At 60.3% G+C, this 19,902-nt stretch carries 18 protein-coding genes; 9 read left to right on the top strand and 9 right to left on the bottom strand.

Annotated elements, in window-relative coordinates:
* Window positions 1-22: 22 nt before the first annotated feature.
* Window positions 23-2,830: an aconitate hydratase gene (locus IM764_RS07260; protein ID WP_099298739.1), complete on the top strand. Its 2,808-nt coding sequence runs from the start codon at window positions 23-25 to the stop codon at window positions 2,828-2,830.
* 192 nt (window positions 2,831-3,022) lie between these two features.
* Window positions 3,023-3,592: a TetR/AcrR family transcriptional regulator gene (locus IM764_RS07255; protein ID WP_370551573.1), complete on the top strand. Its 570-nt coding sequence runs from the start codon at window positions 3,023-3,025 to the stop codon at window positions 3,590-3,592.
* Here the strand turns inward: IM764_RS07255 and IM764_RS07250 are convergent.
* Window positions 3,589-4,125 (bottom strand): DUF1990 domain-containing protein, encoded by a 537-nt coding sequence (locus tag IM764_RS07250; RefSeq protein ID WP_099298738.1) that lies wholly within the window; start codon window positions 4,123-4,125, stop codon window positions 3,589-3,591. The two genes, IM764_RS07255 and IM764_RS07250, sit on opposite strands and share 4 nt — an antisense overlap.
* A gap of 59 nt (window positions 4,126-4,184) precedes the next feature.
* On the opposite strand from IM764_RS07250, the gene IM764_RS07245 reads away from it, so the two are divergent.
* The 5 genes from IM764_RS07245 to IM764_RS07225 all read left to right on the top strand — a co-directional run bounded on the left by IM764_RS07245 (window position 4,185) and on the right by IM764_RS07225 (window position 8,489).
* Complete coding sequence (locus IM764_RS07245; protein ID WP_099298737.1) at window positions 4,185-4,454, top strand: ACT domain-containing protein; 270 nt, start codon at window positions 4,185-4,187, stop codon at window positions 4,452-4,454.
* Between the two features lie 3 nt (window positions 4,455-4,457).
* Window positions 4,458-5,822, top strand: coding sequence for a PFL family protein (locus IM764_RS07240; RefSeq protein ID WP_099298736.1), 1,365 nt, complete (start codon window positions 4,458-4,460; stop codon window positions 5,820-5,822).
* 15 nt (window positions 5,823-5,837) lie between these two features.
* The gene (locus IM764_RS07235) at window positions 5,838-6,671 is read left to right on the top strand and encodes a hypothetical protein (protein ID WP_228073523.1); all 834 of its coding nucleotides are present in this window, start codon (window positions 5,838-5,840) and stop codon (window positions 6,669-6,671) included.
* A gap of 50 nt (window positions 6,672-6,721) precedes the next feature.
* Window positions 6,722-7,456: a glutamine amidotransferase gene (locus tag IM764_RS07230; RefSeq protein WP_099298734.1), complete on the top strand. Its 735-nt coding sequence runs from the start codon at window positions 6,722-6,724 to the stop codon at window positions 7,454-7,456.
* 85 nt (window positions 7,457-7,541) lie between these two features.
* Window positions 7,542-8,489 (top strand): PHB depolymerase family esterase, encoded by a 948-nt coding sequence (locus IM764_RS07225; RefSeq protein ID WP_194187415.1) that lies wholly within the window; start codon window positions 7,542-7,544, stop codon window positions 8,487-8,489.
* Window positions 8,490-8,517: 28 nt separating this feature from the next.
* Here IM764_RS07225 and IM764_RS07220 read toward each other — a convergent pair whose 3' ends face one another.
* The gene (locus tag IM764_RS07220; protein WP_194187414.1) at window positions 8,518-10,149 is read right to left on the bottom strand and encodes an ABC-F family ATP-binding cassette domain-containing protein; all 1,632 of its coding nucleotides are present in this window, start codon (window positions 10,147-10,149) and stop codon (window positions 8,518-8,520) included.
* An 80-nt stretch (window positions 10,150-10,229) separates the two neighbouring features.
* Here IM764_RS07220 and IM764_RS07215 point away from each other — a divergent pair, with 80 nt between their 5' ends.
* Window positions 10,230-11,426, top strand: a complete 1,197-nt coding sequence (locus tag IM764_RS07215) for a lycopene cyclase family protein (RefSeq protein ID WP_194187413.1) — start codon at window positions 10,230-10,232, stop codon at window positions 11,424-11,426.
* A 6-nt stretch (window positions 11,427-11,432) separates the two neighbouring features.
* Here IM764_RS07215 and IM764_RS07210 read toward each other — a convergent pair whose 3' ends face one another.
* From IM764_RS07210 to IM764_RS07180, 7 genes are all read right to left on the bottom strand, one after another.
* Entirely contained in the window at window positions 11,433-11,843 is a 411-nt protein-coding gene (locus IM764_RS07210) for a metal-sulfur cluster assembly factor (protein ID WP_099298731.1), read from the bottom strand.
* A gap of 36 nt (window positions 11,844-11,879) precedes the next feature.
* A complete protein-coding gene (sufU, locus tag IM764_RS07205) occupies window positions 11,880-12,338 on the bottom strand; it encodes a Fe-S cluster assembly sulfur transfer protein SufU (RefSeq protein ID WP_099298730.1) in 459 nt (152 codons plus the stop codon).
* A 25-nt stretch (window positions 12,339-12,363) separates the two neighbouring features.
* Window positions 12,364-13,617, bottom strand: a complete 1,254-nt coding sequence (locus IM764_RS07200; protein ID WP_194187412.1) for a cysteine desulfurase — start codon at window positions 13,615-13,617, stop codon at window positions 12,364-12,366.
* 37 nt (window positions 13,618-13,654) lie between these two features.
* The gene (gene sufC / locus IM764_RS07195) at window positions 13,655-14,410 is read right to left on the bottom strand and encodes a Fe-S cluster assembly ATPase SufC (RefSeq protein WP_099298728.1); all 756 of its coding nucleotides are present in this window, start codon (window positions 14,408-14,410) and stop codon (window positions 13,655-13,657) included.
* Between the two features lie 79 nt (window positions 14,411-14,489).
* Window positions 14,490-15,692 (bottom strand): Fe-S cluster assembly protein SufD, encoded by a 1,203-nt coding sequence (gene sufD / locus IM764_RS07190; protein WP_194187411.1) that lies wholly within the window; start codon window positions 15,690-15,692, stop codon window positions 14,490-14,492.
* Between the two features lie 5 nt (window positions 15,693-15,697).
* A complete protein-coding gene (sufB, locus tag IM764_RS07185) occupies window positions 15,698-17,128 on the bottom strand; it encodes a Fe-S cluster assembly protein SufB (protein ID WP_099298726.1) in 1,431 nt (476 codons plus the stop codon).
* Between the two features lie 3 nt (window positions 17,129-17,131).
* Entirely contained in the window at window positions 17,132-17,830 is a 699-nt protein-coding gene (locus IM764_RS07180; RefSeq protein WP_099298844.1) for a metalloregulator ArsR/SmtB family transcription factor, read from the bottom strand.
* A gap of 323 nt (window positions 17,831-18,153) precedes the next feature.
* Between IM764_RS07180 and mptB the strand changes: the two genes are divergently transcribed.
* The gene (mptB, locus tag IM764_RS07175; RefSeq protein WP_194187410.1) at window positions 18,154-19,902 is read left to right on the top strand and encodes a polyprenol phosphomannose-dependent alpha 1,6 mannosyltransferase MptB; all 1,749 of its coding nucleotides are present in this window, start codon (window positions 18,154-18,156) and stop codon (window positions 19,900-19,902) included.

The raw sequence follows: 19,902 nt of genomic DNA, 5'->3' as shown, positions 1-19,902 counted from the left end.
AGAAGAGACTCAGGAGCACACTGTGACTGAAAGCAAGAACTCTTTTGATGCCAAGGACACCTTGGAGGTCGGTGACAAGTCTTATGACTACTACCGTCTCTCCGCTGTTCCAGGCATGGAAAAGCTTCCTTACTCCCTGAAGGTATTGGGCGAGAACCTGCTGCGTAACGAGGACGGAAAGAACGTCACTCGCGAGCACATCGAGGCAGTGGCTCAGTGGGATCCTTCCGCTGACCCAAGCATCGAGATCCAGTTCACCCCTGCGCGCGTGATCATGCAGGACTTCACCGGCGTGGCCTGCATCGTTGACCTCGCTACCATTCGTGACGCAGTGGTTGCTCTCGGCGGAGAAGCCGATCAGGTCAACCCACTCAACCCAGCGGAAATGGTCATCGACCACTCCGTGATCATCGAAGCATTCGGCGATGACGATGCATTCGAGAAGAACGTTGAGATCGAGTACCAGCGCAACGACGAGCGCTACAAGTTCCTCCGTTGGGGAACCGGCGCATTCGATAACTTCCGCGTTGTTCCTCCAGGAACCGGTATTGTTCACCAGGTCAACATTGAGTACTTGGCTCGTTCCGTCTTCGAGAAGGACGGCGTGGCCTACCCAGATACCTGTGTTGGTACGGACTCCCACACCACCATGGAAAACGGCCTGGGCATCCTGGGCTGGGGCGTGGGCGGCATCGAGGCCGAGGCTGCAATGCTCGGCCAGCCAATCTCCATGCTTATCCCTCGCGTTGTTGGCTTCAAGCTCACCGGTGAGATCAACGCCGGCGTCACCGCAACCGACGTTGTGCTGACCATCACCGACATGCTGCGCCAGCACGGCGTGGTCGGCAAGTTTGTCGAGTTCTACGGCAAGGGTGTGGGCGAGCTGCCACTGGCAAACCGCGCCACCATCGGCAACATGTCCCCTGAGTTCGGTTCCACCGCGGCTATCTTCCCAATCGACGAAGAGACCGTGAAGTACCTGGAGCTGACCGGCCGCGACAAGGAGACCCTGGAGCGCGTCCAGGCTTACGCTAAGGCTCAGGGCATGTGGCTGGACCCAGAGGCTGAGACCGAGTACTCCGAGTACCTCGAGCTGGACCTGTCCACCGTTGTTCCTTCCATCGCCGGACCAAAGCGTCCTCAGGACCGCATCGAGCTGACCGATTCTAAGGCTCAGTTCCGCAAGGATCTGCACAACTACATCGCCACCCCAGTCGGTGAAGATGGCGGCAACTTCGACGCAGAAGGCCCAAGCACGGACGACACCTCCAAGGCCGAGGGCACCCCTGTCTCCTCTGCGGATGCCAAGGGCAACATCCCTTCCGCCGCTGCTGGCGCAGAGGGACGCCCATCCAACCCAACCACCGTGAACTACAACGGTCAGGACGTGGAGCTGGATCACGGTCTGGTTGCTATCGCATCCATCACCTCGTGTACCAACACCTCCAACCCATCCGTGATGATCGGTGCCGGCCTGCTCGCACGCAACGCCGCTGCCAAGGGCCTGAAGTCCGCACCATGGGTGAAGACCTCTATGGCTCCAGGCTCTCAGGTCGTCAATGGCTACTACGAGGCTGCAGGTCTGTGGAAGGATCTGGAGGCCATGGGCTTCTACCTCGTCGGTTACGGCTGCACCACCTGTATCGGTAACTCCGGCCCACTGCCAGAGGAGATCTCCGCAGGCATCAACGAGGGCGACCTCGCAGCCACCGCGGTTCTTTCCGGTAACCGTAACTTCGAGGGTCGCATCAACCCAGATGTGAAGATGAACTACCTCGCAAGCCCAATCCTGGTTATTGCTTACGCAATCGCCGGCACCATGGACTTCGACTTCGAGACCCAGCCACTGGGCCAGGACGAAGACGGCAACGACATCTTCCTGCGCGACATCTGGCCATCCACCGAAGAGATCGAAAAGGTCATCGCAGAGTCCATCACCAAGGAGCTCTACACCGAGGACTACGCCGATGTCTTCAAGGGTGACGAGCGCTGGCAGAGCCTCGAGGTTCCAACCGGCAAGACCTTCGATTGGGACGAGAACTCCACCTACATCCGTCGTGCGCCATACTTCGACGGCATGTCTCAGGAGCCAGCACCAGTCAACGACGTTGCAGGAGCACGCGTTCTGGCACTGCTCGGCGATTCCGTGACCACGGACCACATCTCCCCTGCATCCACCATCAAGCCAGGCTCCCCTGCTGCGCAGTACCTGGATGAGCACGGAGTGGCCCGCAAGGACTACAACTCCCTGGGTGCACGTCGTGGTAACCACGAGGTCATGGTTCGCGGTACTTTTGCGAACATCCGCCTGCAGAACCAGCTTCTGGACGGAGTCACCGGTGGCTACACCCGTGACTTCACCCAGGAGGGTGGCCCACAGGCTTACATCTACGATGCAGCCATGAACTACAAGGAGCAGGACACCCCACTGGTTGTCCTGGGTGGTAAGGAATACGGCACCGGCTCCTCCCGCGACTGGGCTGCTAAGGGCACCCTGCTGCTGGGCGTCAAGGCAGTCATCGCTGAGTCCTTCGAGCGTATCCACCGCTCCAACCTCATCGGTATGGGCGTGGTTCCACTGCAGTTCCCAGAAGGTGAGTCTTGGAAGTCCCTGGGCTTGGACGGAACTGAGACCTTCGATATCTCCGGTATCGAGGAGCTCAACAACGGCACCACCCCGAAGACCGTCAAGGTTGTCGCTACCAAGGAGAACGGCGAGAAGATCGAGTTCGATGCTCCTACCCGTATCGACACCCCAGGTGAGGCTGACTACTACCGCAACGGTGGCATCCTGCAGTTCGTGCTGCGCAACATGATGGCCAACAAGTAGTAAGCAGCTAAGCGCGAGCCACTCGCCTGATTTTTCGGCGGGCTGGCACACGCTGCGGGCGTGATCTATCACGCTGGCGGTAGGTGCTGAAAGTGGCTAGAACAAGCGGTGATTCCGGTTCAACCTCCGGATCACCGCTTTTGTTCACTCATGACGCTTGATAATCGATTCATGCATGATGCGGAGATGGGAATGTCCTCCACTACCCCGGAGCTGGACTTGAGCGAAAAGATGGAAAGTATCTTGGCGGATGCGCGCCGCTGCTTTACTGCCTTCGGGTACGAAGGCGCAACGGTTCGGAGGCTCGAGGAGGCGACGGGCAAATCGCGTGGGGCGATTTTCCATCATTTCCGCGATAAGGAAACGTTGTTTCTGACGCTGGCCCGCGAGGATGCCATCCGGCAGGCGGATTTGGTGGCTGACGAGGGTCTCATCGAGGTGATGCGTGATCTCCTTGCCCATCCGGAGCGCCACGATTGGCTTTCTACTCGCCTAGAGATCTCCAAGATGTTGCGCACGGATAGCGGATTCCGAGCACGCTGGGAAGCGCACCAGGCTGTTTTGGATTCCGCCGTCCGCACCCGTTTGGTGACGTTGTCCCAGGACGGCCGCATCCGTGATGACGTGGATCCGGCGATCATCCACCTGTTCTTGGAGACGTTGTTGGATGGTTTGATCACACGGTTGGCCTCGGGTGGGTCTGTTGATGGTCTCGACGCCATGCTCGACCTCGCCGAAAACGCCATTCGGAAGCAGAGCTAGTCCCGCTGTCTGCTCTGCGGGACCATCCCGCGCACGTACCTGCGCGTGATGGCCAGCTGCACCCCGCGGGCCACGGGTGCACCGAGTTTCGCTAGCCACCATGCGTGCTGGGAAAACGCCAGGCAGCGTCCTGTGACTTCCCCACTTTCGGACATCTCCACAATGAAGGCTTCTTCGCCGCGTTCCACATGCCCGGGCAGTGTGCCGTAGACCAGCGCGGCACGGCGGGCGGTCTGGCTGCGGTGCAGGATCAAGCATGGGTTGCTGGTCGGTCCGAAGTGGACGTTGACGATTTCGTGGGAGCCGACATTGTGCTGGGTCACGCCCACGCCGGCTTCCCAGTGGGCTCGCCAGGAGAACAGCCGATAGGCAGCCGCTCGGTAGCAGGCCTCGCCGTGGCCGAGCACCTCTGAGTACTCGGTGACATGCCAGGAGGGAGCGAGGTTGGCGTCGGAAAAAGAACCACCTCGCACCACATCCAGGGTGAGAAAGCGAAGCGAGCTGGGGTACGTGAGCTGCGGTTTCGGAGCCATGGCTCCACAGTAGAGCACGTGGGGCCGGGGGCTGTCTCGCGAGGGTTTAGGATGGACGCATGTTCGCCATTATGACTGTAACCGGCATCGACAGCACCGGAATTATTGCGTCTGTGTCTACTGCCCTCGCCGAGCTCGGCGTCAACATTGTGGATGTGTCTCAGACGTTGATGTCTGGCTACTTCACTATGATTCTGCGCGTGGAGTTCGATGACGCGCAGACCTCGCTGGCGGAGATCCGTGCCGCGTTGGAGCCGGTGGAAAAGTCCAAGCAGCAGGTGATTCGGATTCAGTCCGAGGATCTGTTTACCGCGATGAACGAGGTCTAGACGATGGGCGGAGTGTTTAATCCCAACCGGATTTTCGAGACCATCGAGATGATCGAGAAATACCGCCTGGATATCCGGACGGTGACCATGGGTATTTCGTTGCTGGGCTGTACTCGCCCCACAATGGCGGAGACCAGCCAGGCTATCTATGACCGGGTTTCGCAGCAGGCCTCGCAGCTGGTGGAGGTATGTGAGGGCATCGAGGCGGAGCTGGGCATCCCGATTGTGAATAAGCGCATTTCCGTCACGCCGGTGTCCTTGGTGGTCGCAGGTGTGGAGGGCAATCCTGTGGACGCGGCCCGTGCGCTGGATCGGGCGGCTAAGGAAGTGGGTGTCAATTTTGTGGGCGGCTACTCTGCGTTGGTGGAAAAGGGTGCTACTACCAGCGAAAAGCTTTTGATTCGTTCCATTCCGGAAGCGCTATCTGAAACCGATGTGGTTTGCAGCAGCGTGAATATCGCCTCCTCGCGCGCCGGTATCAACATGAATGCCGTGGCGCAGATGGGTCGCATCATCAAGGAAGCTGCGGAGCTGACCAGCGACCGCGATGCCATTGCCTGCGCCAAGCTGGTGGTCTTTGCCAACTCTGTGGGCGATAACCCCTTCATGGCTGGAGCTTTCCACGGTGTGGAGGAGCCGGACTGTGTGGTGTCCGTGGGCGTGTCCGGCCCGGGCGTGGTGGATCGCGCGATTGGTTCGATGGAGGGTGCCACGCTGGATCAGGTGGCAGAGGAAATCAAGAAGGCCGCGTTCAAGATCACCCGCGCCGGTCAGCTGGTGGGCAACATGGCCTCGGAGCGGTTGGGCGTGCCGTTCGGCATCATCGATTTGTCTCTTGCTCCTACCGCAGAGCTGGGTGATTCCGTGGCGCACATCTTGGAGCACATGGGCCTGGATCAGGTGGGCACGCACGGTACGACTGCCGCGTTGGCGCTGCTCAATGACGCTGTGAAGAAGGGCGGGATGATGGCCTGCTCTCGCGTGGGTGGCTTGTCCGGTTCTTTCATTCCGGTCTCCGAGGACAAGGGCATGATCGATGCCGTGCGCTCCGGCTCCATTTCTTTGGACAAATTGGAAGCCATGACGGCCATCTGCTCGGTGGGCTTTGACATGGTGGCGTTGCCGGGAGAGACCAGTGCCGAGACGATCGCCGGCATGATCGCCGATGAGGCCGCGATTGGCGTGATGAACCACAAGACCACGGCCGTGCGGGTAATCCCCGTGCCCGGGAAAAAGCCTGGTGACGAGGTCAATTTCGGTGGGCTGCTGGGCTACGCGCCAATCATCGACGTCAACTCCGTGGGCAATGCGCAGTTCATCGGCCGAGGTGGCTTCATCCCCGCTCCGGTTCACGGAATGCGCAACTAGGCGCGCGCTCCAGACATGACGTTCGAGAGAGGATGGTACAGAGAGGATGGCACCGAACTGATGGCGGACAACCTTCCCCTATTCCACTATGGGCGTTCTTCGGCGGTTATCGATGACCCCGACGGCGCAATCCGCAGGGGTGCGGAATCTGGCCAATTCGATACTCGGAATCCGCACGTGGCCAACTCCCCCGCTTTGATGGCTGCCCTGGAGTCCCACGGGCGGCTGCCTGTTGCTGGCTCTCGCGGCGGGATGTCCACCACGCAGATCGTGATTGGCGTCATCGGACTGGCTTTGTTGATTGGTGGTGTAGCTCTTTGCCTGATCCCCGGTCCCGCCCTGTTCGCCGGCCTGATCCTGGGGGCCATCGGGTTGCTCTTGGTGGTTGTCGATGTGATTTCTTTCCGACGCCGACGCGCCAATCTCACCATGATTTCCCAGGCCTTCAACAATGGCTGGCTGAGCTATGCCCCTGCTCGTGTTGGTGGCGTGTGGATTAGTAGCGTGCGTCAGCATTCTTCGCACAACAATGATCGCGAGGATCACGTCCGGAATAACGATGTCCGTTTCCGCTATCGGGCACTAGTGGAGGTCTTCCCCACTGATGGCTCGGAGCCTTTTCGCTTTACCTCCGGGGAATTCTCCGCTCCGGCCTCTCATCGGGGTGTGCCCCTGGACTTAAAGATGATGGACGGCCCGCTGGATCACGGCGAGCCGGAATTTAACAACGGATGGACCGTCGCCCGCTGGGTCAGCGGGAATCAGGAGTCTGCGACTATCTCCACGGATCTGGCAAAGGCACAGATCAGGGCTGCACTGAATGCGGTGGGTCCCCGACCGGGGATGTAACTACTCGGACGTTTCTTTGGTAGACCAAGCTGTCTGTTAATGTTGCTTGCGTGAAGTTCGTACTGCTTGCCCTCCGCGAAAATCGTCATATCGCCGATGCCGAATATGACGATTTCCTCGCCCTGTCCGGGCTCGGTACAGAAGAACTGGATATGCGCGTATTGGATCGGCCAGACAGTGAACTCGGCGATTTTTCGGACGTGGACGGGGTGTTCATTGGTGGCAGCGCGTTCACCATCACCAAGCCTTACGACGCTGTATGGCAGCCGGCAGTTTCGGAACGCCTCGTGGAGTTTGTTCAGAAAGCTCTGGAACACCAGCGCTTCCCCATCATCGCTACCTGCTACGGCGCGAGCCTGTTCGCCCACTACTTGGGAGGCCAAGTAGGCTCCGACTTCGCCGAGGAAGCGGGAGTCACCAAGATCGCGCTGACAGAACAGGCGGCAAATGATCCACTTTGTGCCCAGTTGCCACAGGAATTCCTCGGCTTCGGCGGACACAAGGATTCCGTGCTGCAGCTTCCGCAGAATGCGGTGCTCTTGGCCGGTGGCCCAACCTGTCCAGTGCACATGTACCGCATGGGATCCAACGTCTGGGCAACCCAATTCCATCCAGAGATGGACGGAGATCGCATCGCCCGCCGCCTGAGCTTCTACGAAGATGCCGGATACTTTTCCCCCGAGCGACAGAATGAGGTCTATGACGACCTCAGGGGACACGACACGTCGGCGTCGAATTCGATCCTCCGAGCCTTCGTGCAGCACGCCCGCGACCTGCGCTCATAAGGTGCAGTCAGGGGCTAGTCTCCTCATACCCCCATCGCCGCCAAAAACATCTGCTAAGGCCCGTGGCTTGGTTTAATATTCCTTCGTGCATCTAAAGAAAATCGCCTCAGTGGCGGCCGCTACAGTACTAGCATTCTCTGCATTCACTCCTGCGGCGAGCGCTCAAACCACCCTGGGCAGCGTGGATCTGGGAAGTCTGGAGGTTATCGCCAGCATCCTCGATCAGCTCGGACAAGCTCCCTCCGTACCTTCCGTGCCGGGCCAAACCAACCTGACTCGTTCAGCAGTGGACGTGGCAGGACAGAGCAATCGGGAATACCTGATCGAGACTCCCGCGACCATGGATCCCACCACGTCCTACCCCGTGCTGTTTGGCTTCGCCGGCTGGCAGCACGATGCCACCATGTATCGCGGTTACGCGGACCTGAACAACGTGGCTGGTCGAGAGTCCATCATCGTCTACCCAGAGGGAAAGGCTCAGGCGTGGGAAGGTCCCAAGTACGCCGAGACCAGCCGCGGGCAGGACGTCGCCTTTGTGCAGGCCATTCTGAGCAAGGTCAAGTCTCAGTACAAGGTTGATAGCTCCCGCGTGTACGCCACCGGGCTGTCCAACGGTGGTGGCATGGCTGTCTCCCTGGCATGCCAGGCACCAGGCACATTTACTGCCGTGGCGTCCGTGGCTGGGGCGTACTACAACCCCACGCTGAGCAACTGTTTGGCCGGAGCGGTGGACACGCTACTCATCCACGGAACTGCCGATGATCACATGCTCTATGGCGGCGGATCCAACGCGCACGGCGGGGACTACTTCAGCGTTCCTCAAGCCGCGCAGCGCATCGGCACCCGCAACGGTTGCACCAGTACGGCGCTGACCAACCCCACCTCCAATGGCCGCACCGATATGTACACCCTCGGCGGATGCCCTACCGGCGGACAGACCCGGGTGTATTCAGTCAACGGTGGCGAGCACACGTGGTTCCCCTCCAACCCGGCTGCTGCCCAGGTGGTGTGGGACTTTCTCAAGACTCGCTAGACCCCCCTAAGCCAGCGCCACCTGGGCGCTAGGCCAATTCCACGATCTCCATGTAGCTCTCGTTCCACAGGTCCTCTGTGCCATCTGGCAACACGATGACCCGTTCTGGATCGAGGGCTTTCACAGCTCCTGGGTCGTGCGTCACCAGCACCACGGCACCTTCGTAGGTGCGCAGCGCATCCAAAACCTGTTCGCGGGACTGTGGATCCAGGTTATTTGTCGGCTCGTCCAGCAGCAGCACGTTAGCTCGCGAGCTGACCAAGGTAGCCAGGGACAGTCGCGTCTTCTCGCCACCGGAGAGCGTGCCAGCAGGTTGATTCAGCTGATCTCCAGAGAACATGAACGCTCCCAGCACGCCACGCAGATCCTGCTCGCCGGCATCGGGGCAAGACTCGATGGCGTTTTGCCACACGCTCTTATCGCCGTCAATGTTGTCATGCTCCTGGGCAAAGTAACCCACCTTCAGGCCATAGCCGGAGACGATGCCACCTTCGCCATCCACGCGCTCCACACCGGCCAACAACTTCAGCAACGTGGTCTTACCAGCACCGTTGAATCCCAGCACCACCACGCGCGAGCCCTTATCGATGGCCAGATCCACGCCAGCGAAAACCTCCAACGAGCCATACATCTTGGTCAGCCCCTTGGCGTTCATCGGGGTCTTGCCACACGGCGCAGGCTCTGGGAAGGAAATGCTGGCCACACGATCGTCCACGCGCACCTCGTCCAACTCGCCCATCATGCGCTCTGCGCGTGCAGTCATCTGTTTGGCGGCGCGAGCCTTGGTGGCCTTGGCACCCAGCTTCGCAGCCTGCTCCTTCAAGGCCCCGGCCTTCTTCTCCGCATTGGCGCGCTCGCGGCGTCGACGCGCCTCGTCCGTAGCCCGGGCATCCAGGTACTTCTTCCAATCCATGTTGTAGACGTCCGCCTCGGAGCGCACGGCATCTAGGAACCAGACCTTGTTACACACGGCCTCCAGCAACTCGACATCGTGGCTGATCATGACCAGCCCGCCCTCGTGCTTTTTCAGGAAGTCGCGCAGCCAAGTAATGGAATCTGCGTCCAGGTGGTTGGTCGGCTCGTCCAGCAGCAGCGTGGTTTGGGAGCGCCCAGAGCCGGAGGTGGCGGCAAACAGAATCTGCGCCAGCTCCACACGACGACGCTGCCCACCGGAGAGCGTCTTGAGTTGCTGGTCCAGGACGCGCTCTTCCAAGCCCAGGGCGTCGCAGATACGTGCGGCCTCGCTGTCCGCCTCGTAGCCGCCCAGCGCGGAGTACTTCTCCTCCATGCGGGAGTACTTGGAAATCGCGGCGTCCCGTTCGGAGTCCTTGTCCGTGGTCTCCATGATCTCCTGCTGGCGATCCATGGTGCGGCGAATCTGATCCAGCCCGCGCGCGGAGAGTACGCGATCGCGGGCGGTCTGCTCGATATCGCCTTCCTTGGAATCCTGCGGAAGGTAGCCAAACTCGCCACTGCGGATCACTTTTCCGCCATAAGGTTCGCCCTCACCTGCGAGGATGCGCATCGTCGTGGTCTTGCCTGCACCGTTGCGGCCCACCAGCCCGATACGGTCCCCCGGTTGTACGCGCAGCAGCTGTCCGGGTGCGTCCAGCAGGGTCCTGGCGCCCACCCGTACTTCAAGGTCTTCGGTCACAATCACAACGATCCACGCTATCATTGCCCCTGTTGTGAGCAGGCATCGTGCCTGCTTAAGCCGGGTCGAGGAACGGGAGCGGTCAGATGGTTGTGCTGCACATCGCTGGCCTGGGTCCGGCCGGCGCCATCGTTGCTCTTCGGGCCGCCGAACGCGGGTGGGACGTTACGGCTTGGGACCCTCGCGTGCGGATCGAGGGCAGATTACCGCGCTGGCCCGCGACGTATGGGGCGCTGATGGCCGAGGTGCCCGAGTGGGGGCAAAGGTTCTTCTCCCCCGCCTACGTGCCCCGCACCGTGACGCATCGCGAGCGCCCGCTGGCCTATTCCTACGCGATGCTGAACAAGGATTCTCTACGCCGCGAGGTGGAGGTGAGCACTGCGAAGATTCGCCGCGGGACCGTGCCTAGCGCAACCGGATCGCCGCATCGCGTGGTCATCGATTGCACCGGAGCGCCCACAGATACCGGCGTGTTCTGGCAGGTAGCGGTGGGTTATGTGCTCCCCCGTCATCTTTTTTCCGACGCCAACCTCGCCACCTTTATGGATTGGCAACAACCCACGCCCTCTCCCCCGAGTTTCCTGTACATCCAACCCACGGACGAGGGAATCTTGTGTGAGGAGACGGTCCTAGCCACCCGGACATCGCCGCGTCAGCTCATCGATGAGCTCACGCAGCGGCTGGAGGCACGTCTCGATGCGGAAGCGCCCGAGTGGCGCAAGGTTTTGCGCGAGCAATTCCAGCGCGGGGAATTCCACCGCGAAGTGGTGGTCATCCCCATGGGCACGCGGAAGGCGGGCGCGAGTCCCATGGACGCGTGCCCACCAGGCCAGCGCTACTATTTCGGCGCAGCAGCAGGCCTTATCAATCCCGCCACGGGCTACTCGGTGGGCGCCGCGTTGAACCAGGTAGACCAGCTACTTGATCGCATCGCGGAGGATCACGCCAGCCAGGAAGGCACGCATCAGCCGCGGAAGGCTCGGCTATCCCGCAGGAATGCGCACCGGGTGGCTCGGCGGGCTAATGCGGAACTTGCGCGAGCATTGCGTCGGATAGGGGCAGAACTCATCAGCCAGGCCAGCCACACCACGCTGCGCGACTTCTTCGATGCGTTCTTCCAACTCGGCGCCCAACGGCAACTGACCTACCTCACCGGGCACGACGGCCTCGCCGTGGCCGCGACAATGTGGGCACTGCGCGGATTCACGGGATTTAACCACCCGTTCCTACAACCGATATGGAAACGACCCGGACACATGATCCGGGTCGCTGCAGGTAAATAGGTTGAGTTAGACGGAGAAGCCCAAGTAACGCAGCTGCTCGCGGCCTTCCTCGTTGATCATCTGTGGGCCCCAGGCAGGAGTCCATACCCAGTTGATACGCAGCTCGGAGATCTCCTGCAGCGTGCCCACCACGGCAGCATTGGCCTGATCCTCGATCATGTCCGTCAAAGGACACGCAGGCGAGGTCAGAGTCATGTTCACCACGGCGGTGGAATCCTCCACCCACGTGTCATAGACCAAGCCGAGATCCACCACGTTGATGCCCAGCTCAGGGTCGATGACGTCCATCATGCAGTCCTCGATCTTGCCGGACATTTCCAGCTGCTCCTGAGTCTGCTCAGCAGGAGGCTGCGGAACCTCGTTGATCGGGTTGGGATCCATCTGCGGTGCGGAAGGGTTGCTGTTCGGTTCAGTCATTGTTTCACTCGTTTCTTCTGCTGTGGTGAGGAATTTCTAGTCTTGCTTGGCGGGCTGTGCGCCGGCATCGTAGGCTGCGGCCTCAAATGCCTTCCACCCCAGCAGCGCGCACTTCACGCGTGCCGGGTACTTGGACACACCGGCGAATGCGATGCCGTCTCCAATGATCTCGTCATCACCTTCGACCTTGCCGCGCGAGGTGACCATGCGCTCGAACTCGGCCAGCTTGGCAAACGCTTCGTCGACGGGCTTGCCCACCAACTCTTCCGCCATCACCGAGGTCGACGCCTGGCTGATGGAACATCCAGTGGCGTCATAAGAGACATCCTGAACGGTCTTGAGGTCATCGCTGAGCGTGACGCGCAGCGTGAGTTCATCGCCACACGAGGTGTTGACGTGGTGTACCTCGGCGTTAAACGGATCACGCAACCCCGCGTGCTGCGGGTGCTTGTAGTGATCCAGGATGACTTCCTGGTACATCGATTCCAGCTTCATGACTGTTGCCTACTCGCCTATCGTCTTAGTCTTCTACGGTTCCGAAGAACTTCTGTGCGTGCACGATCGCCTCCGCCAGGGCATCTACTTCCTCGCGGGTGTTGTAGATATAAAAGCTGGCGCGCGCGGTGGCCTGCACGCCCATGCAGGTGTGCACAGGCCATGCGCAGTGGTGCCCCACGCGGATGCACACGCCACGATCGTCCAGCACCTGGCCCAGATCGTGCGGGTGAATGCCTTCCACCACGAAGCTTATCGACGCACCGCGATCCACGGCTTCTGCAGGGCCCACCAATCGCAGTCCCTCAATCGCAGTGATCTTTTCCAGGGCGTAGGCGGTCAGCTCATTTTCATGCGCCTTGACGTTGTCCATGCCCAGCTCGCGCAAGTAACGCACCGCTGCGGCCAACCCCACGACCTGGCTGGTCATCTGGGTTCCGGCTTCGAATCGCTGTGGAGCTTCGGTGAACGTGGTCTTTTCCATCGTCACCTTTTCCACCATGGAGCCACCGGTCAAAAACGGTGGCAAGGTCTTCAGGATGGACCCCTTGCCGTAGAGCACGCCCACGCCGTTGGGACCCAACATCTTGTGGCCGGAAAATGCTGCGAAGTCCACATCGAGAGCGTGGAAATCTACGGGCATGTGGGGAACGGACTGGCAGGCGTCGAGAACAAAAAGGGCACCCACGGCACGCGCGCGGCGCACGGCCTCATCCACATCGAGAACCGCACCGGTCACGTTGGACTGATGAGTCAAGGCCACGACCTTGGTGTTCTCGTTCAGATCCAAGCTGTCCAGATCAATGCGACCGTCCTCGGTTACGGAGTACCAACGCAGGGTTGCGCCCGTGCGCTGCGCCAGCTCCTGCCACGGCACCAGATTTGCATGGTGCTCCAGCTCTGAGATGACGATCTCATCGCCGGCAGTGACCGTGAACTCGCCGGAACGAGGATCGCCCAAGATGTAGGCCACCTCGTTCAGGGCTTCGGTGGCGTTCTTGGTGAACGCGATCTCATGATCTTCCGCGCCGACGAACGCTGCGATGTCCTCTCGGGCATCCTCGTAGGCGTCCGTGGCCCCTTCAGCGATTTCGTATGCCCCGCGGTGTACTGGGGCATTGTGGGTGATCAAGAAGTCGCGTTCCGCATCCAATACCTGCACCGGGCGCTGTGAGGTCGCACCGGAGTCTAGGTAGACGAGCGGGCGGCCATCACGGACGGTGCGGGACAGGATAGGGAAATCTTTCCTGACTTCGGCTGTGTCCAATGATGTGCTCATAACTGTGACTTCTTTCTGTCGTGGATTTTCGGGCAGCTTAGGCGAACTGCTCGTAGCCGGACTTCTCCAGCTCTTCTGCCAGCTCTGGGCCGCCGGACTTTACGATGCGGCCGTTGGAGAAAACGTGCACCTGGTCTGGCTTCACGTAGTTCAGGATGCGCTGGTAGTGGGTGATCATCAGCACGCCACCGTTCTCGCGCTCCTTGTAGCGGTTGATGCCGTCGGACACGATGCGCAGGGCATCCACGTCCAGGCCGGAGTCCGTCTCGTCGAGCACGGCGAACTTAGGCTTGAGCAGACCCAGCTGCAGCACCTCGTGGCGCTTCTTCTCGCCACCGGAGAAGCCTTCGTTGACGGAACGCTCGGAGAAGGATGGGTCGATGGACAGCTCTTCCATCGCACCGCGGGCTTCCTTGACCCACTCGCGGATCTTGGGAGCCTCGCCACGCACGGCGGATGCCGCGGAGCGCAGGAAGTTAGCCATGGATACGCCAGGCACCTCGGTGGGGTACTGCATGGCCAGGAACAGGCCAGCGCGAGCGCGCTCGTCAACTTCCATGTCCAGCAGGTTCACGCCGTCCAGCAGCACCTCGCCCTCGGTGATTTCGTAGCGTGGGTGGCCAGCGATGGCATAAGACAAGGTGGACTTGCCGGAACCGTTAGGGCCCATGATGGCGTGGGTCTCGCCGGAGTTAATGGTCAGGTTCACGCCGTGCAGGATGGGCTTTGGAGCCTCGTTCTCATCGGCTGGGACAACCTGTGCGTGCAGGTTCTTGATTTCCAGAGTGCTCATAGTTAGTAGGACTTTCCTTGTGAGTCTGTAAGTGGTGAAAAAGGGTTAGTGCGCGGGGTGAGCCGCGAGCATGAAGTGGTTAGAGAACCGTGTTCTCCAGCTCGCGCTCCACCTTTTCTTCCAGCGTCTCGCGGATGGATTCCAGCGGGATGCGCTTGATCACGTCGGTGAAGAAGCCGCGGACGATGAGCATTCTGGCAGCTGCGGCGGGGATGCCGCGGGACTGCATGTAGAACATCTGCTCGTCGTCGAAACGGCCCACAGTGGCTGCGTGGCCGGCGCCGACAATCTCACCAGTCTGGATCTCGAGGTTAGGAACGGAATCTGCGCGTGCACCTTCGGTAAGCAGCAGGTTGTTGTTCTTCTCGTAGGTGTCCGTGCCGGTTGCCTCCGGGCGGATCAGGACGTCGCCGATCCACGAGGTGCGTGCGTCGCGGGACTCGTGACCCTTGGAAGGCTCACCCTGCAGCGCGCCCTTGTAGAGCACGTTGGAGCGGCAGTTCTTGATGGAGTGGTCCACTAGCAGGCGCTGCTCGAAGTACTGGCCGGCATCGGCGAAGTACAGTCCCAGCAGTTCGGCGTCTCCACCTGGTGCGGTGTAGCGCACGTGAGGCACGGAGCGAGCAATTTCGCCACCGAAGGCCGCGTAGTAGTGGCGCACGGTTGCATCGCGACCCACCTGGATGTGGGAGTTGGACAGGTGCACGCCATCGCGTGCCCAATCCTCCATCACCACGGTGGTCAGTTTTGCCCCATCGCCGACGACAAACTCGATGTTGTCCGAGTGTGCGCCAGAGCCTTCGTAGCGAACGATCACCACTGCTTCTGCGTGGGTGTCCAACTCAATGACCAGCGTTCCGTAGGACACCTTGTCCTCGCCTGCACCGGTGACGGTGACCGTCACCGGCTTGTCCAGCACTGCGTCCTTTTCAATGTGGACGTAGTCCGCCACGTTCGTGTTGGTCCACGCCTGTGCAGCGGCGCGGTCCACCGGAGCACCAGCGCGACCCACGCGCTCGTCCGTGGGCTCCAGCTCGGAGTAGGTAGCGCCGGAATCTCGAAGATCCACGGATACCTGGGCGCGCTGGCCCTCCGCTGCGGTTCCGTCGTGTAAGCCACGCAGGCGGCGCAGAGGAGTGAACCGCCAGTCTTCGTCCTTGCCGCGTGGCACGGAGAAGTCGTTGACGTCGAAAGAGGAGAAACGATCGCCCTTGGTCTGGTGCTCAGTACCAGCCTTGACCGGGTTAATCGTGGCTTCTGTTTCAGTAAGTGGGGTGGTCATAGGTCTTAACCCACCGATCCTTCCATCTGCAGTTCAATCAGTCGGTTCAGTTCCAGGGCGTACTCCATTGGGAGCTCCTTGGCGATGGGCTCTACGAATCCACGCACGATCATCGCCATGGCCTCGTCTTCCTCGATGCCGCGAGACATGAGGTAGAACAGCTGATCCTCGGAGACCTGAGACACCGTGGCCTCGTGACCCAGGGTCACGTGGTCATTGCGGATGTCGTTGTATGGGTATGTGTCCGAACGGGAGATGGAATCGACCAGCAAGGCGTCGCATTCCACGTTGGATGCGGAGTGGTGTGCGTCCTTGTTGACCTGCACCAGACCGCGGTATGCAGCACGTCCGCCGGAGCGTGCCACAGACTTGGACACGATGTTGGAGGAGGTGTGCGGAGCCATGTGCACCATCTTGGCGCCGGTGTCCTGGAACTGTCCCTCGCCAGCGAATGCTACGGAGAGGACCTCGCCCTTGGCGTAGGGGCCGGTCATCCAGACAGCTGGGTACTTCATGGTGACCTTGGAGCCGATGTTGCCATCGACCCACTCCATCGTGGCGCCTTCTTCACACTTGGTGCGCTTGGTAACCAGGTTGTAAACGTTGTTAGACCAGTTCTGGATGGTCGTGTAGCGGCAACGGCCGCCCTTCTTGACCACAATCTCCACCACTGCGGAGTGCAGGGAGTCAGTCTTGTAGATCGGTGCGGTACAACCCTCGACGTAGTGCACGTAGGCATCTTCGTCGACGATGATCAGGGTGCGCTCAAACTGACCCATGTTTTCCGTGTTGATGCGGAAGTAAGCCTGCAGTGGGATGTCTACGTGCACGCCCTTGGGCACGTAGATGAAGGAGCCACCGGACCACACAGAGGTGTTCAGTGCGGAGAACTTGTTATCGCCTGCTGGAATGACCGAGCCGAAGTACTCCTCGAACAGCTCTGGGTACTCACGCAAGCCGGTATCGGTGTCCACGAAGATGACACCCTGGCTCTCCAGATCCTCGCGAATCTGGTGGTAGACCACCTCGGACTCGTACTGTGCGGCCACACCTGCGACCAAGCGCTGACGCTCCGCCTCGGGGATGCCCAGCTTGTCGTAGGTGTTTCGGATTTCCTCAGGGAGATCCTCCCAGGAAGCGGCCTGCTGCTCGGTGGAGCGCACGAAGTACTTGATGTTGTCGAAGTCAATACCGGAGAGGTCTGCGCCCCACGTTGGCATTGGCTTCTTGTCGAAGATCCCGAGCGCCTTGAGGCGACGGTTGAGCATCCACTCTGGCTCGTTCTTCTTGGCGGAAATATCCCGTACAACGTCCTCGTTCAGGCCGCGTCGTGCGGATGCGCCAGCGCTGTCGGAATCGTGCCAACCGTAGCCATAGGCTCCGATTGAGTTGATGATCTCTTCATCTGTCTGCGGTTGCTGTGCTGCTTGAGTCATTTCCTATCTTTCCTTCGTCGGGGAAGGGTGAATGGTTGTCAGCGGAATGTGGGTGGTGCAGATACCGTTGCCGTCAGCGATAGTTGCCAGCGGCTGAGTATGTTGCCCGAGTAGTTCCGCAACCACCCGGTGTTCCGCCGCGCACAGTTCAGGGAACTCTTGCGCGACATCCTGGATCGGACAATGATGGCGACAAATCTGCACGCCACCGGCTGAGTTATCCACCGTCGCGGCGTAGCCACGGTCAGTGAGTGCGTCAGCGATGGCGCGAGCCTTGCCCACGACATCGTCTTCTTCGTCTGAAGATTCAGCTCGCGTAGTGGCAGTGGAAGACGTTGCGTCCCCACTGTCGTTCGTCTCGAGCTGGCGCACTTGGTCAACGTCCAAGTCCTCGAGCAACTGATGGATACGCTGTGCGGCAAAGTTTTCTACCGCAGCTTCTCCACCGGTCTGTTTGAGGGCCCGGAGCGCCAAAAGCGCCAGGGTGTCGTAATCATGGCCGAAGTGCCTACGGCCGGCGTCGGTCAGGCGGAACATTTTGGCGGGACGACCGCGCTGGCCAGAACGAGACACCGTCACGATTTCCGCGTGGCCATCAGCCACGATGTTATCGAGATGGCGCCGCACGCCGGCTGCAGTAAGGCCAAATTCCTCGGCAATGTCCGTGGCACTAATCGGTCCGTGGCGAAGAACGTGGAGCATAATGCGGTGCCGAGTATCGTGATCGCTCACTGGACTGACACCTCGTTTCTCTACTGTTTCGTCAAGACGGCGAGAAGGAACGCTCGAAACACTGTGCTACTTTCGTGGGGTTGACCTTTTAAGGTTTCACCCGAAAGTCCCACACTGTCGGAACCGTTGCCCGCTCATGATTAGACAACATGAATGTTACGTAAATAATTCCATGTGTCCACTAAGGGTAGCCTTTCCCTCCGGCGCATTTTCCTAAGAATTCGCCCGTGATTGCCGGGCTCGTTTAAGTCGCTAGGGACTCTTTGTCTTCTCACGAAGTAGACTCCTCATTCATGGCATCGAATCGGTCTCGGGCAGCAGCGCGCTCCATCCATCCGCTGCGCGCACTGAAATCGCAGCTCCCTCACGTGGGTCAAGCAGGTTCGCGCTCGGCGCAGTTGCACGAGGACCGGCCCAGCGGCTCGTCTTTTCCGTACCAGGGATCTTCGTGGCCGGTGGGCTCCGCGCACCAGCTGCGATTGCGCATCGCCATGATCCTCGGCACCGTCGGTTCCCTCATGATTGCCGTGGGCGGTTGGGGCGCCGGCGCCTGGCCTGTCGTAGAAAACCTCGGGTGGAAAATCGGCATGGTGGTGTTTCTGAACCGCATGTTGCACTCCTCCACCGTGTTGGTGTTCTTCGGAATTGCGATGCTGGTTATTGCCTGGATACTTCTCGCCAGGTTCTGCGTAGAGACTTCGACGCGGGCCGCGGAGCTGATTCCGCTGCGAGTGCTGTGGCGCACCTTTGCTCTGTGGGTATTGCCGTTGATCTTCACGGCTCCCCTGTTCACCCAGGATATTTACTCTTACCTGGCACAGGGCTCCATCAGCGCGCGCGGATGGGATCCTTATTCGGCAGGTCCCGTGGATCTGCTGGGTGCACAAGATCCCCTCGCACGCTCCGTGCCTTTGATGTGGAGCCACTCCCCTTCGCCTTATGGTCCGATCGCCATGGGATACAGCGCGGTTATTTCCTGGATTACTCAGGACCAGATTCTTTGGGCAGTGTTGCTTCACCGAACCGTGGCAGTGCTCGGGCTGGCGCTTGCCAGCTGGGCTCTCGTGCGCTTGGCTAAGCGCTGCCGCGTCGCGCCCCAAACAGCCATGTGGCTGGGCATTCTCAATCCCCTGGCGATCCTGCACCTCGTGGGCGGAATCCATAATGAAGCGCTCATGCTGGGCCTCATGCTCGCCGGCTTGGAACTTGTGCTGCGCGGAGTGGATGAGCTGCCCCGCCCCGCCCTGAGCAGGTGGATACTGATCCTGGCAGGTCTGTCGGTCATCACGTGTGCGGGGCTCATTAAGGTCACGGCATTCCTCGCCCTAGGCTTCGCCGGTGTGGCCATCGCCCTCTGGTTGGGGGCAACCATCATCGATCTGCTGAAGGCCGCGGTACTTTCTGCGCTGATTGCCGTGAGCGTTTCGGTGCTTTTGTCCTTGCTCACCGGCGTAGGTTTCGGATGGGTGCTCTCCCAGGGTGGTGCTGCGGAAATCGTTTCGTGGATGTCCGTATCTACGGTCACTGGCTTGGCCTCGGCGCTACTCGGCATGTTGCTGGGCTTGGGCGACCACCAGGCAGTTGCCCTGTCCGTGTTCCGAGCGCTGGGCATTGTGGTGGGCCTGGCGTGGGTGAGCCGCATGCTGTGGGCCACGTTCAAGAGCCGCATTCACCCCACGGGCGGGCTCGGCGTGTCGATGTTCTGCCTAGTTATCTTCTTCCCCGTAGTCCACCCTTGGTACCTGCTTTGGGCGATCTTCCCGCTCGCAGCCTGGGCCAATAGGGATTTCTTTATATGGTTGGTCTCCGGATACTCCGTGGCGTTTAGCTTTTTTATCTTGCCCAAGGGTTTGAGCCTGCCACCGGGAACCGTGTTTTATATCTACGCCATGTTCGTGGGCATTTTCGCCGCGGTCGCTCTCCTAGCCTGGATTATCAGCAGGGCCAACCCGGAACTATCTGCTGCGCTGAAAACAGGACAATACTGGGAAGGCACCCAACTACGGGCATTGAAACGTCGTAAAGGCAACGCGGTAAGGTGA

The sequence above is a fragment of the Corynebacterium sp. ED61 genome (assembly GCF_015233855.1).
GTDB lineage: Bacteria > Actinomycetota > Actinomycetes > Mycobacteriales > Mycobacteriaceae > Corynebacterium > Corynebacterium dentalis.
This window is presented reverse-complemented; position numbering and strand designations above follow the sequence as displayed.

Bases quoted from the DNA above. Each gene is read 5' to 3' on its own strand.
- IM764_RS07255 (WP_370551573.1), top strand. From the start codon at position 3,023: ATGTCCTCCACTACCCCGGAGCTGGACTTGAGCGAAAAGATGGAAAGT.
- IM764_RS07250 (WP_099298738.1), bottom strand. From the start codon at position 4,125: ATGGCTCCGAAACCGCAGCTCACGTACCCCAGCTCGCTTCGCTTTCTC.
- IM764_RS07245 (WP_099298737.1), top strand. From the start codon at position 4,185: ATGTTCGCCATTATGACTGTAACCGGCATCGACAGCACCGGAATTATT.
- IM764_RS07240 (WP_099298736.1), top strand. From the start codon at position 4,458: ATGGGCGGAGTGTTTAATCCCAACCGGATTTTCGAGACCATCGAGATG.
- IM764_RS07235 (WP_228073523.1), top strand. From the start codon at position 5,838: ATGACGTTCGAGAGAGGATGGTACAGAGAGGATGGCACCGAACTGATG.
- IM764_RS07215 (WP_194187413.1), top strand. From the start codon at position 10,230: ATGGTTGTGCTGCACATCGCTGGCCTGGGTCCGGCCGGCGCCATCGTT.
- IM764_RS07210 (WP_099298731.1), bottom strand. From the start codon at position 11,843: ATGACTGAACCGAACAGCAACCCTTCCGCACCGCAGATGGATCCCAAC.
- sufU (WP_099298730.1), bottom strand. From the start codon at position 12,338: ATGAAGCTGGAATCGATGTACCAGGAAGTCATCCTGGATCACTACAAG.
- IM764_RS07200 (WP_194187412.1), bottom strand. From the start codon at position 13,617: ATGAGCACATCATTGGACACAGCCGAAGTCAGGAAAGATTTCCCTATC.
- sufC (WP_099298728.1), bottom strand. From the start codon at position 14,410: ATGAGCACTCTGGAAATCAAGAACCTGCACGCACAGGTTGTCCCAGCC.
- sufD (WP_194187411.1), bottom strand. From the start codon at position 15,692: ATGACCACCCCACTTACTGAAACAGAAGCCACGATTAACCCGGTCAAG.
- sufB (WP_099298726.1), bottom strand. From the start codon at position 17,128: ATGACTCAAGCAGCACAGCAACCGCAGACAGATGAAGAGATCATCAAC.
- IM764_RS07180 (WP_099298844.1), bottom strand. From the start codon at position 17,830: ATGCTCCACGTTCTTCGCCACGGACCGATTAGTGCCACGGACATTGCC.
- mptB (WP_194187410.1), top strand. From the start codon at position 18,154: ATGGCATCGAATCGGTCTCGGGCAGCAGCGCGCTCCATCCATCCGCTG.